The organism is Bradyrhizobium sp. MV1.5 (assembly GCF_055807615.1).
Window position 1 is genome coordinate 1 of sequence record NZ_JBVVPL010000025.1, and the last position, 12877, is coordinate 12877.

General features: G+C 63.6%; 12 protein-coding genes. 6 read left to right on the plus strand and 6 right to left on the minus strand.

All coding sequences use genetic code 11. The annotated features are described in order from the left end of the window. The 3 genes from AC0L2J_RS22230 to AC0L2J_RS22240 form a co-directional block, all read right to left on the minus strand. The coding region (locus AC0L2J_RS22230; protein WP_473394370.1) for a Gfo/Idh/MocA family protein at positions 1–1156 on the minus strand (1156 nt) is incomplete at its 3' end. 49 nt (positions 1157–1205) lie between these two features. Further along, positions 1206–1517, minus strand: coding sequence for a septal ring lytic transglycosylase RlpA family protein (locus AC0L2J_RS22235; protein ID WP_473394374.1), 312 nt, complete (start codon positions 1515–1517; stop codon positions 1206–1208). 103 nt (positions 1518–1620) lie between these two features. Next, positions 1621–2466: a CmcJ/NvfI family oxidoreductase gene (locus AC0L2J_RS22240; RefSeq protein WP_473394377.1), complete on the minus strand. Its 846-nt coding sequence runs from the start codon at positions 2464–2466 to the stop codon at positions 1621–1623. Between the two features lie 439 nt (positions 2467–2905). On the opposite strand from AC0L2J_RS22240, the gene AC0L2J_RS22245 reads away from it, so the two are divergent. Further along, positions 2906–4000 carry a catalase family protein gene (locus AC0L2J_RS22245; RefSeq protein ID WP_473394380.1) on the plus strand — a complete coding sequence of 365 codons (1095 nt, stop codon included), beginning with the start codon at positions 2906–2908 and terminating at the stop codon, positions 3998–4000. Positions 4001–4005: 5 nt separating this feature from the next. Here AC0L2J_RS22245 and AC0L2J_RS22250 read toward each other — a convergent pair whose 3' ends face one another. Then, positions 4006–7104, minus strand: coding sequence for an ATP-binding protein (locus tag AC0L2J_RS22250; protein ID WP_473394384.1), 3099 nt, complete (start codon positions 7102–7104; stop codon positions 4006–4008). 174 nt (positions 7105–7278) lie between these two features. On the opposite strand from AC0L2J_RS22250, the gene AC0L2J_RS22255 reads away from it, so the two are divergent. Continuing rightward, on the plus strand, positions 7279–7458 hold the full coding sequence (locus AC0L2J_RS22255; protein ID WP_007613268.1) for a hypothetical protein: 180 nt from the start codon (positions 7279–7281) through the stop codon (positions 7456–7458). 204 nt (positions 7459–7662) lie between these two features. On the opposite strand, the gene AC0L2J_RS22260 is transcribed toward AC0L2J_RS22255, so the two are convergent. Next, positions 7663–8133 (minus strand): hypothetical protein, encoded by a 471-nt coding sequence (locus AC0L2J_RS22260; protein ID WP_473394387.1) that lies wholly within the window; start codon positions 8131–8133, stop codon positions 7663–7665. Positions 8134–8478: 345 nt separating this feature from the next. Between AC0L2J_RS22260 and glgC the strand changes: the two genes are divergently transcribed. The 3 genes from glgC (at position 8479) to AC0L2J_RS22275 (ending at position 11691) form a co-directional block, all read left to right on the plus strand. After that, entirely contained in the window at positions 8479–9741 is a 1263-nt protein-coding gene (gene glgC, locus AC0L2J_RS22265) for a glucose-1-phosphate adenylyltransferase (RefSeq protein WP_007613273.1), read from the plus strand. Continuing rightward, on the plus strand, positions 9738–11192 hold the full coding sequence (gene glgA, locus AC0L2J_RS22270; RefSeq protein WP_473394392.1) for a glycogen synthase GlgA: 1455 nt from the start codon (positions 9738–9740) through the stop codon (positions 11190–11192). The genes glgC and glgA overlap by 4 nt, the downstream gene beginning before the upstream one ends. A gap of 238 nt (positions 11193–11430) precedes the next feature. Then, the gene (locus AC0L2J_RS22275; RefSeq protein WP_473250154.1) at positions 11431–11691 is read left to right on the plus strand and encodes a SemiSWEET transporter; all 261 of its coding nucleotides are present in this window, start codon (positions 11431–11433) and stop codon (positions 11689–11691) included. Between the two features lie 46 nt (positions 11692–11737). Here AC0L2J_RS22275 and AC0L2J_RS22280 read toward each other — a convergent pair whose 3' ends face one another. Beyond that, positions 11738–12535: a DODA-type extradiol aromatic ring-opening family dioxygenase gene (locus AC0L2J_RS22280; protein WP_007613279.1), complete on the minus strand. Its 798-nt coding sequence runs from the start codon at positions 12533–12535 to the stop codon at positions 11738–11740. A gap of 154 nt (positions 12536–12689) precedes the next feature. Here AC0L2J_RS22280 and AC0L2J_RS22285 point away from each other — a divergent pair, with 154 nt between their 5' ends. Continuing rightward, positions 12690–12869: a hypothetical protein gene (locus AC0L2J_RS22285; RefSeq protein ID WP_007601069.1), complete on the plus strand. Its 180-nt coding sequence runs from the start codon at positions 12690–12692 to the stop codon at positions 12867–12869. Positions 12870–12877: the final 8 nt, after the last annotated feature.

The window sequence follows — 12877 nt, forward strand, 5'->3', positions numbered from 1 at the left end:
GCCGCCCCTCCTCCGCCGCCCAATAGCCCGCGTAGTTCACCTTGATCGTCGCATACGCCAGCGCCAGGTCCGACAGCGGCTGCCGTCCGGTCGCGGCGCATTCCATGAAGTCCTGGATCTCCTGGAGATAGCCGCGCGTCCACTCCTCCTCGAGGCAGACATATTGCCAGCCGGTTTTGCGGTCGACCTTCTCGGTGATGTAGACGGAGGCGAGCTTCTCCTCGGAGGTCTGGTAGCTCATCAGATGATTGTTCGGCGTGATGTTGGCGAACAGCGAGCCGCCTGACGTGTAGGTCTCGATCAGATTGCGCACGCCGCCCATGATCATGTCGCCGGAGAACACGGTGGCCTTGGTGCCGTCCGAAAACGTCGCGGTCAGCGTGCCCCAATCCTCGACGTCAACCGGATTGGCCTTGATATAGGTGCGCTCCTCCGGCTTGAGGGCGGCCGTGACGTTGCCGACATCGCCGCTGACGCTGGCGACGCGGATGGTCTCGCCGCGCGCCTTGGCCTCGACCTGCTTGAGATACAGCACGGCGGAGAGCGGATGGCAGCCCATCCGGATCAGCGAGCCGCCGCCGGTCATCGCCCATTGCGCGGCATGGGCCGCGTGCGAGCCGGAATGGCTCTCCTCGCCCTTCATGAACAGGATTTTGTCCTTGGTCGCTCTGAGAATCTCCGCGGTCTTGGTCACCGCGGGTGCGTAGATCCAGTCCTCGGCATACATGAAGAGCTTTCCAGTGCGCTCGATCGCGGCACGCGTGGCATCCATCTCCTCCAGCACGCGCTCATACATCAGCGCCTTCGGCACATGCTTGCCGATCGGCTGCCGGTCGCCGTGGCGGCCGAAATAGCCGGCGAACGGCTTTTCGCAGATCACGTGCTTGCCGGCCTGCATGGCGGCGACGATCATCGCCGCATGAAGATTGGGCGGCGTGCAGATGTCGATGACATCGAGCTCGCGGTCCGCGATCAGCTCGGCCAAATTGCGATAGACCCGCGTGATCTGGTGGCGGGCAGCGAATTCGACGACGTGGTCGCCGCGCGCTGCGACTGCCGCGACCTCGACATCCACGCCGTAGACACGCCGGAACGCATACATATGCAGCTCCGACACGAAGCCGCAGCCGACGAGTCCCACCCTGATCCTGGCCATAGCGCCCCCTGACCCATGCTGTGGGCGGCACTATAGCGCGCTGGCAGGTCTATTCCACCGAGACCCGCACCACGCCGGCGCTCATCATGCCCAGCGCTTTGGCGGCCGGCACCGAGAGATCGACGATCCGGCCGCGGATGAAGGGGCCGCGATCATTGACGCGGCATTGAATCGAGCGGCTGCCGTAGGACACCCTCAGCACGCTTCCGAAGGGGCGCGTCCGGTGCGCGCAGGTCAGTTCGCCTTTCCCGGCTTTTCCGTATCCGTAATAGGTGGCAAGCCCGCTTTCGGCCTGGGCAAAGGAAACTGCAGAAAGCGAAAAGGTAGCAAGGCAAGAAAATAGCGTGGTCTGCGCTCGCACGGCACCGCTCCCGGTTGGCCCTGCCCCGCCCAGCAACGCTTGTTGGTTCCCGTGGGTTCCTGAGCCGCCGCCGGGCCGCGCCCGGCGGTGCCATCACACATTGTTACTGTTTGTGAAAGACCAGCGTGCGGACTTCGATGCTCTCACGCGGCGCCGCATCCGCCGGCGTCGTCGGATCGACGAACGCGGTGTGCGGCCCGAAGCGGGTGCGGCCATCGGTTGCGGAATCGTAGCACTTGAGCAGCAGCGCTTCGTCCGGTGTCATCTCGGGGAAATAGAACCAGCGATGGTTCGGATTGTATTTCACCGAATAAGTCTCGCCGCGGCGGTTCGGATAGATCAGATCGGAGGCGACGAGATCGTCGGGCGCGACCGTCGTGCCGTCAGCCATCGCCAGCGGCGAGTCGCGCAAGGGACCGCGGATCGGCCGCCACAGATTGATCACCTGGACGCGGCCCTTCAGCAACTCAGCGGCCTCATCGGGCAGATGCTCGCGCACGCGGTTGGCGCCGGAGATGGGGGTCTGGTCGACGTGGACGCGCGTTGCGGGCTGACGCGGGCCAGCGTCGCGAATGTCCGCGACGCCCTCGATCCGCCTGCGCAGGGTATGGTCGAAGATGACGACGCGGTCGGCTTTCAGCGTTGCGCGCAGGAAGGCCTCGACGGCGGGATAGTAGACCGCCCTCACCTCTTCGTCGTTGCTGAAGTCCTTGACCCGGGTTGGATGCCGCACCATCGCAAAGCCTTCGCGGTCGAGCGAGAAATTTTGCGCGATCAGTCGTGCATCGAAGATCGGGACCTGATGCGGTTCCGGCAGCGACGTGCTTTTGGGCTCGCCAGGCGGCGGATCGAAGGCATAAGTGCGCGGCTTGCCGGAAACTGGCGCGAGATAGTTAAGTTCAGCGGTGACGAAGGGAAGCGATTCGATTCTTTGTTCTTGCAGGCCCATGGCCGGTCTCCCGATGTGGTCGTCTGGATGATTTCTGAGGGGACCGAGCGTGCTGCAAGGGAGGTCGTGCAAATAGCAATGCGGGTGTTGCCGTTGGCATGAAACGCAGAACGAACCTTTCGCGAAATCCTGTCGGGTTGGAATGCGCTCTGTCCGCTTCACGGGTGCTTGAGAGCCTTGTGAGATCTCGTGCTCCGGGCCGGCCTTAAGGAAAAGATCAGGACAACATAAGGAGCCCATAAGGACTTACGAGACGCCGCTGGCCTAGCATCGACCGTGTGATCGCGTCGGTAACAGGATGCCTCATCCCGCGGTTGGTCCAGGCAATCACAACTCGCTCTCGGGTTGCCGATCCCGACCGGACGGGCTTACAGTGATTTGCCCTGCGGCCGTCGACGCTTGCAATGGGAAGGCGACCTTAGGGCTGGAGATCAGCGCCATGTCAGCCGATCGGTATCTTCGTTACGATCCATCCGTCGAACACATCCGGCCTGAGGAAGCGGCGGCCGTCGAGGAGATCGTTGCTTCGATTTCGCGAACGAGCGATCGCAGTTTTCGCAAAGACAAGCATGGGACCCGGCAGCAGCACGCCAAGGGCGCCGGCTATCTCCGGGGCGAGCTGATCGTCTACGAGGATTTGCCGGATCATCTGCGCCAGGGCCTGTTCAAGCAGGCTGGCCACTTCCCGATCATCGTCCGCCTCTCCACCGCATTCAACAGGAGCGATCGCGTCCGTTCGCCACGGGGGTTTGCCATCAAGGTCCTGGGCGTGACTGGGCCCAAGGCGCTGGGCGACGACCAATCGACCAACCAGGATCTCCTGCTCGTCAATCACCCCAGCTATTTCGCGGATGCGATGGCCTATATGCGCGCACAGCATAAGGTCGAGCACACCCTGTTCCTGCCTGATCTGGCGTACGGACCCATAGGCTTTTTGGCGCGCGTCCTGGTCGCCGCATCGGACAGAACAGGCATTCCGATCCCGATCGTCTTGAAGGCGCTCGGTGATGCCGGGAGCAACATTCTCGGAGAGACCTTTCACACAGAGGGAGCATTGCGGTTTGGCGATTATATCGCAAGGCTTCGCCTGGTGCCGAAGTCGGCGTCGGTTCGCCAACTCACCGGCCAACCCTGCCACGATGCCGATGATGCCGTGCTGAACAGCGTCGTTGCCTTCTTCAAGGACAATGCGGCCGAGTACGAATTATTTGCCCAGCTCTGCACCGACCTGGAGCGAACACCGATCGAAGATGCCTCGATCGACTGGCCCGAAGACGTCGCGCCACCGCAAGCACTCGGCAAGATTACACTGCCGCGCCAGACCGCCGACAGCCCCGCGCGTCGCGTCTATTCCGACGAGGTGCTTTCGTTCGATCCATGGCGATGTCTCGCCGCGCATCAGCCGCTCGGCTCGATCATGCGGTTGCGCAGGGATGCCTACCGGGCCTCCCGCACGCTGCGGCAGCAGCAAAATCACTTCAAGATCAAGCAAGCGCCCGGCGAACCGCGAGAGATCGCAGACCTGCCGGATTGAGCCGATCACCGTCCCTCATGATGGGGCCCGCTGTCCCGGCCTGCGTCGAAAAAGGACGCCGACCGCAGCGGATCGCCGGGATCAAGCGTCTCTGCCAGCGACGCAATCACTTGGCAGGAGCGGTCCCGCCACTTGGCAGCCCTTTGCGCTTGTCCGAGGCTTTCATAGAGCATCGCGGTCGTGCGATAAACCCGCCAGGCGGCATGCGGCAACCTGGCACGACGGACGATCGAAATTGCCGCCGACAAATGCCCGCCGGCGAGTTGCGCATCCTGCTGCAGGATCGCAATTCTCGCCATGGTCTCGTAGCACAGCGCGAGAAACGGCCGGTCGGGTGCCGCGCTCGTCACCTCGTGAAACTGGCTGGCCGAACTCCGGGCAAGGTCCAGATCGCCGATCGCGATCCAATAGTCGCAGCAAGTGAGCCAATAGTGGGGGATGACCAGCGACTCCATCGGCACCCGGTCGACCTCCATCCGCCGCTCCATCGCATCGAGATGCTGCCGCGCCCGAGGCAGGTCGCCCATCCGGACATAAGCCCGCGCCAGCAGGTTCCTGCCGACGAAGAAGGTGAACGGATTGGCCTCGATCATCGGGCCGAGCGCATCCTCCGCACGCCGTGACGCGCTGCCATATTCCTCCGCCTCGGAATACAGCCATCCGATCGCGAGATGACACAGCGCGACGGCCTGCGGATTTGCATTCCGTTCCGAGATAGCCAACGCGGAGACGAGGTTTCGTTGCGCCTGGCCCCATTCACCGAGATAAATCTGGGCAAACGCCTCGACCGACTCATAGAGGACGAACAGATAGACATCACCGACCAGGCGGGCGAGCTCCTTTCCCCTGGTCGTCGCATCGCAGCAGGCGGGATAATTCGCGCGCAGGAACTCCAGCACCATCTCCATCGAGCAGCGTCGCAGCCGCATGCTCAGATCCTGCTCTCCGGTGATCAGTGCTGACGCACGCTCGGCAAGCTCCGCATTCTCGCGATCCCAGCCGCGGAGCATCAGCTTCAAATTGGCAAGGTTGCCCTGGACCAGAGCGCTGAACGCGGCGTCGTCGATCGCCCTGCTCTTGACAAGGGCCTGTTCCGCAACAGGCAGGCTCTGGCGTCGATCGACGTAAAGACAGAATCGGCTGAGATCGACCAGCGCGTTCACCTCTTCGCGCACGTGCCCGTTCTCCGCCGCGTGCGCGACGACAGCGCTGAGATCCTGCAGGGAATTCAGGAAATCTCCACTGGCCCGCCAGGCCCAGGCGCGCTGAAGCAGCAACTTCAGACGTGTCGCCACCTGAAACTCCGGCGGCAGATGCGGCACCAGTTCCAAAGCGCGGGACAGGTAATTGGCGGCCTCGCGCGTGCTGAACCTTCGCGCCGAGCCCTCGGCCGCCGCGCCCAGATAATGCATCGCTTTCGGGAAATCACGGCCCAGTTCGAAGTGGCGCGCGACAACGGCGGCGATCTCCACAGCCTGCGGCCCATAGCCTTGCTCGAGCCCCGCCCCAAGCAGCGCATGGGTTTTCATGCGGCGCGCCGGCGCGAGCCGCTGGTAGAGGATCTCCTGGTAAAGCGCGTGCTGGAACGCATAGCGACCGGAGACACCTCCGTTCGGCCACTCGGTCATGCCGGCAGCGACGATAATGCGATCGGTCCGTGCCAGGTCCTCGCACATCTGCTCGACATCCAGCACGGGACGGTCCAGCGCACCGGCGATGTGAAGCGCGGAAAATTCCGCTCCCGCCGCACTGGCGACCTCGAGCAGGCAGCGCTCGTCCACGGTGAGGTGATCGATCTGCTGCTTGATCATGCCTTCCAGATCGCGCGGCATGCTGTCATGCGAGGCCGCGTCTTCGCTGACCAGCCGCCAGCCCAGTTCGTGCTCGACCAGCGCGCCCTGCGCCACGAGATGGTCGAGCAGAGACGACACGAACAGAGGATGGCCGCCGGTTCGCGCGAAGATGCGCTCGACCAGCTCTCTGGCAAAATCGGCCGAGTTGAAGCGCAGCGAAAGATAGCGTTCGACGTCGGTGCCGGTGAGCCGATCGAGCGCGAGCTCGGTGGCGTGTCCGTGAATCCGCAAGTCCTGGTGAACCGCGCGGATGGGATGTCCGCCGACAGCGACTTCCATCGGCCGGTAGGTGGCCAGCACGAGGATAGAAGCCCTCCGATCCCGCCGCGCCAGCCGGGAGAGCACATCCACGGTAGCGAAGTCGCTCCAATGCAGATCTTCCAGGATGATCACCCATGGTCGCGTGACGGCGAGATGTTCCATGAGATCGGCAAATTCGCGCAGCATGCGCTCCCGGGTTGCGCCAAAGACCTCATGCTGGAATGCTGCCCGGTCTGCTTCGCCGAGGAATCCGGGCATTTGCGCGAGCCACGTCGGCGCGTGCTCGCGGATGGACGCCAGCAGCGATGCTCCATCGGTTCGACGGCAGCACTCGTTCAGCGCTCCGATCAGCGGAAGAAAGGCCTCATGGGTGCCGAACAGCTCGTTGCAGCTACAGTGCAGCACGCCCAGTCCCTGCTGGTTCATCCTGTCGAGCGTCATTTGCAAGAGGGTGGTCTTGCCGATCCCGGCCTCGCCGGTGATAAAGACGACCTGACGCTGTCCGGTACGCGCGAGTTGCAACGCCTTGTCCAGCGTGTCGAGTGCCCCCGTGCGCCCGACTCTCCAGTGCCGGCGTCGATCGACAGCCTGCTCCGTGACGGACGCCGCCTCCTCTTCGGGCGCCCGCTCGATCGCAGGCAAGTCGGCGGTCGCGACCGGCGCAATGAAGCGATAGCCGCGCCGCGTGACCGTCTCGATGTAATTGGGGGACTGCCTCTCGTCGCCGAGCGCCGAGCGTAGCGCATTCACGGCAACGGCGAGGCTCGACTCGCTGACGTGCAGATCGGACCAGACCGCGTCGAGCAACTCTTCCTTGGTGACGAGCTCACCGGGCCGACCGACGAGATGGCAAAGAACCTCGAACGGCTTCGGCGCCAGCGCGATCCGCTCCCCGCCTCGCCACAATAGCGCGTTGGCACGGTCGAGGCGGAATTCACCAAAGGCAAGCGCGTCTCTACGCACGGCTCCGACCCCCGGATGCTCCCCCATCTTAAGGGAAAGCTCAGCCAAATGTAAGGACGCGATAAAGACCTGCGCCCTGCGCCGGCACTAGCATTGGCCTGTCCATTTCAGAGACGCCGGCAAGGCGTCGGACGGCCTTTTCATCACGCTGTCATTCAGTCAACAGGCAGTCGATGCCTGAATTTTGGCAAGGAGTTGGCCATGAGCATTTTAAAACATCTGGCGATCCCGCCTCTCGCTTTTGTCATTCGCCAATACGACATCAGGGTCATATTGGGCGCCACCGTCCTCAGCCGCATCTTCCTCCTGGCGATCTACCTCGCGTGCGGCGGCCCAGGCCTGTCCGAGTTCGATCTCGCCAACACCATCGCGCTGCCATGAGCTCGGGACCGCTCGAATGGTGCATTGAGATCGCGATCATCGTCGCGATCTGCATCGGGATTGTCGCGGGCGGGCATGGCCGGCTGGTCGTGCCGCATCACCGGGTTCAACGCGCGCAAGCCGATCGGGCCGCATGCGTCCAGCGGCCCTCAAACCCTTTCAGCATCGGCGACCTGCGGCGAGCGGGTCCGCCCGTTTGATCAATCACCAATACGCGCGGTGATAGTGCCGGTACGGCCGGTAGTAGCCGTAACGGTGACCGTAATATGGACGATAAGCGCGATAGCCGTAATAGCGCGGACGCGCGTAATAGCCGCCATAACCGTAGCCCGGTCCATAGGCGTAACCCGGTCCATAGCCGCCATAATAGGCAGGCGCATAGCCGTAAGCCGGCCCCGGATATCCATAGCCGCCGTAATATGGACCACCGCCATAGTAGCCGTAGCCATAGGCGCTGCTGGCGATGGCGCTGCCGATGATCGCGCCGGCTGCGAGGCCGCCAATACCCCATCCAAAACCTCGGCCGCGCCAATACACCTGCGTGACATCATCGCCGACCGCGGCCTTCATGGTCGCGACATTTGTCGGCATCGGGCCCGCGGCGGCCCGCTCGATTTGGCCGGCCATGACCGCGCTGGCCAGCGAACAGGCGATTGCCGTTTTCCAGATCGTCATCGTCTTACTCCCTGTCTGACATTTTGCTTGGACATGGACGCAGCCCATGATCGGGCATCCGGGCGCAAGGTCAAAGCCAGAAATTCGGCCTTGATTTTGCGTGCACCGCACAAGACGCATGCCTCCATTCTGATCAACCGGTACCCGACGGGCTCCACAACCTCGCCGCGTGTGACACCGGCAAGACGGTGCCTGAGGCCCGATCGCCGCGGCAAAGCATTAAGCTTCCGGCGCATTCGCAACCAACAACCACCTTCCCGATTTACTATTCGTGCCATTACTATCGGTTCCAAATGAGCGCGGCCGGGAGGCTTCTCGCGAGCGCCAGAGTTGTGGGAGAATGACATGAGTGCCGCGAGACCCGAGCCGCTTGCCCGTCAGGCGCTGGCGTTCGTCCTGGCCGGCGGACGCGGCAGCCGGCTGCTGGAGCTGACTGACCGGCGCGCCAAGCCCGCGGTCTATTTCGGCGGGAAATCCCGCATCATCGATTTCGCGCTGTCGAACGCGGTGAACTCGGGCATCCGCCGCATCGCCGTCGCCACCCAGTACAAGGCGCACAGCCTGATCCGGCACCTTCAGATGGGCTGGAACTTCTTCCGTCCCGAGCGCAACGAGAGCTTCGACATCCTCCCGGCGAGCCAGCGCGTCTCCGAAAACATGTGGTATGTCGGCACGGCCGATGCGGTCTACCAGAACATCGACATCATCGAATCCCACGCCTGCCGCTTCATCGTGGTTCTCGCCGGCGACCATATCTATAAAATGGATTACGAGGTGATGCTGCGCCAGCATGTCGACAGCGGCGCCGACGTCACCGTCGGCTGCCTGGAGATGCCGCGCCAGGAATCTTCCGGCTTCGGCATCATGCATATCGACGAGAACGGATGGATCAAAGAGTTCCTGGAAAAACCGAAAGACCCGCCGCCGATGCCGGGCAAGCCGGACGTCTCGCTCGCCAGCATGGGCATCTACGTGTTCGACGCGAAATTCCTGTTCGAGGAGCTCAAGCGCGACGCCGAGGATCCGAATTCCAACCACGATTTCGGCAAGGACATCATCCCCTACCTCGTCAAGAACGGCCGCGCCATGGCGCACCAGTACTCGACCTCCTGCGTCCGCTCCGGCAGCGACCCCCGCGCCTATTGGCGCGATGTCGGCACTGTCGACGCCTATTGGGCCGCCAATATCGACCTCACCGACGTGGTGCCCGAGCTCGACTTGTTCGACAGCGCCTGGCCGATCTGGTCCTATTCGGAAATCACGCCACCGGCAAAATTCGTCCACGACGAGGAGAGCCGGCGCGGTCAGGCCGTGAGCTCGCTGGTCTCGGGCGGCTGCATCATTTCCGGCGCCTCGCTGCGGCGCTCACTGCTGTTCACCGGCGTGCGCGTCAACTCCTACGCCAATGTCGAGAACGCCGTGATCATGCCCTACGTCAATGTCGGCCGCGGCGCGCGCCTGAAGAACGTCGTGATCGATCGCGGCGTCGAGATCCCGGAAGGGCTCGTCGTCGGCGAGGATCCCGAGTTGGACGCAAGACGCTTCCGCACCACGGAGCAAGGCATTTCGCTCATCACCCAGCCGATGCTCGACAGGCTCAATACATGACGCCTGTTCGCGTCCTCGCGGTCGCCTCTGAAGTCTATCCCATCGTCAAGACCGGCGGCCTCGCCGATGTCGCGGGCGCGCTGCCGATCGCGCTGAAGGCGCATGGCGTCGAGATGCGCACCTTGATGCCGGGCTATCCCGACGTGATGCGGGTGCTGGGGGGAGCCGACGAAATCCGGCGCTGGCCGGATTATTTCGGCGGACCCGGACGTCTGCTCGCCGGCTCGCATGACGGCCTCGATCTGTTCGTGCTCGACGTGCCGCATCTCTACGCACGTCCCGGCAACCCCTACGTGACGCCCGAAGGCGTCGACTGGGCGGACAATGGCGTGCGGTTTGCCGCGCTGTCGCGCATCGCGGCCGATATCGGCCACGGCCTCGTTCCCGCCTTCGTGCCCGACGTGGTGCATGCCCACGATTGGCAGGCCGGGCTGGCGCCGGCCTATCTGCATTACGACAACCGCCCGCGGCCGGCCACCGTGATGACCATCCACAACATGGCCTATCAGGGCAAGTTCGCGCCCGAGCTGATCGGTTCGATTGGCCTGCCCTGGCGCGCCTATGGCATCAACGACCTCGAATATTTCGGCGGCATCAGTTTTTTGAAGGCCGGCCTGCAATTCGCCGATCGCATCACCACGGTCTCGCCGACCTACGCGCAGGAGATCCAGAGCGACGAGGGCGGCATGGGGTTCGGCGGCTTGCTTCGCGCCCGCGCCAACGTGCTGAGCGGAATCCTCAACGGCATCGATGTATCCGTTTGGAATCCGCAAACCGATCCGCACATCGCCTACCGCTTCGGCGCGGAGGACCTCACGTTCCGGGCCGCCAACAAGGCGGTGCTTCAGCAACAGTTCAATCTGGATTCGTCGGACGAAGCGCCATTGCTCGGCGTCATCAGCCGCCTGTCCTGGCAGAAGGGGCTCGATCTGCTGCTCGAGGCCATCCCGACCATTTTGCGCGAAGGCATGCAGCTCGCGCTGCTCGGCAGCGGCGACCGCGATCTGCAGGATCGCTATCAGGCCATTGCACGCGCGAACCCTGGCCGGATCGGAGTCGTGATCGGCTATGACGAGATCATGGCGCATCTGATCCAGGCCGGCTCGGACGCGCTCATCGTGCCCTCGCGGTTCGAGCCGTGCGGCCTGACCCAGCTTTGCGCGCTGCGCTACGGCGCCGTGCCCATCGTCTCGCGCGTCGGCGGCCTCGAGGATACCATCGTCGATATCGGCGAGGCCGATAAATCGGGCCACGATGCAACCGGCTTCAAGTTCGGCCCCGTGACCGCGGATGCCCTCGCCGGCACGCTGCGCAAGGCCAACATCGCCTTTCACGACAAGCTGACCTGGCGCCGGCTGCAACTTAGCGGCCTTGCGACCGACGTGTCCTGGCGCAACCGCGCCGGTGACTATGCCGCACTCTATCGCGGCCTCATGACCGCGCGCGCCTGAGGGGAGCTGTCGCGTGGAATAGCGTTCCTGCGGTCCATCCTTCGAGACGCCCGCTCCGCGGGCTCTCAGGATGAGGGCGGAGTACGCGGAAGCGATTTCGACAGCCGCGGTGCTGCTTAGCCTCATCCTGAGTAGGCGCGTAAGCGCCGTCTCGAAGGACGAGGCGCGCGCACAGACTGTCGCCTGGATCGCCGCCCCAGACCCGTCACCATCGTCGAATCAATGCTATAGAGCCGCCATGGACCCCTTCGTGATCAAACTGATCGGCTTTGCCGCCGCGACCTGCACCAGCGTGGCCTACGCGCCGCAAGCCATCAAAGTGTGGAAAACCCGCTCCACCGGCGATATTTCGCTCGGCATGTTCCTGGTCATGGTGCTTGGGCTGGCGCTCTGGCTCGTCTATGGCCTGCTGTCGGGCGATGCGCCCCTCATCGCCGCAAACGTCATCACCATGGTGCTCGCCGGCGGCATCCTGTTCATGAAGCTGAAATTCGGGTGAGCCACTCTTCTTCACCTCTCCTCGCGTGCGGGAGAGAGGGTGAAGATTACCCCCCGAACACATACGACGCCATCGCGACATTTGCGACCTCGTCGACGAAGACGCGCTTGCCCGCGTCGCTGCCGGCGGCGCCGGCGGCCACCATCAGCGGCAGCAGATGATCTTCGCGCGGATGGGCGAGGCGCGCACTCGGGGCGTTCTCCCAGTCCACCAGCATCGCGTTGCGGCGCGCCGCGTCCTTGTGGCTGATCGCCTCGTTCAGATAGGCCTCGAAATCATACGAGACCGGCTTCGATTCAGCGCGGCCGAACCCGCGCATGTTGTGATAGGTGAGCCCGCTGCCGACGATCAGAATGCCTTCGTCCCGCAGCGAGGCAATCGCCTGCCCCACCTTGATGTGTTCGGCCGCGTCATAGCTCGATCTCAGCGATAGCAGCACGATCGGCATGTCGGCGTTCGGATACATCAGCCCGAGCGGCACGAAAGTGCCGTGATCGAAACCCTGGTTGGGATCCTCCCGGCAATCGACGCCCGCGCGCGTGAGCAGCGCCTTCACCTCCGCGGCGAGCTCGGGCCGCCCCGGCGCAGGATATTTGAGGTGATAGGTGTGCTCGGGGAAACCGTGATAGTCGTACACCATCGGCGGATGCGCCGAGGTGGACACGGTGAAGGCGTCAGCCTCCCAATGTCCTGATATGACGAGCACGGCCTTGGGCTTCTCCGGCAAGAGCTGCGGCAGCCGGCCGAACGCCTCGGCGGTCTTCGCATATTGCACTCGCCTGTCCTCCATGAACGGCCAGGGACCGCCGCCATGCGACAGGAAGAAGGTCGGAAATCGCACCATGGGTGAAGGCTCGTTTCATTGGCAACATGCGCGTGCTGCCCGCGCGATCGGTCGCGAGCATAGGCAAACCGGTATGGTTAGCAAGACGTTAACGATTTTCCGCCCAGAATCCCGGGCGTAGCCGAAGGAGTCGGCCAGCAGCCAGGGACGTGAAATGAAGAAGTTTGCGTTGGGGGACGTCGTCAACAGTGACAAGGGCCGCCGCGGCGTCGTTCGCGCCGCCTACAAGTCGAAGGAAGGCCAGCAGTTCTACGCCGTCGAGAAAGACGGCGCGATGGATTATCTGGAGGAAGACCGGCTGAGCCCGGCGCCGCGCGTCGAGCTCGCGGCTTAAGTCCAACT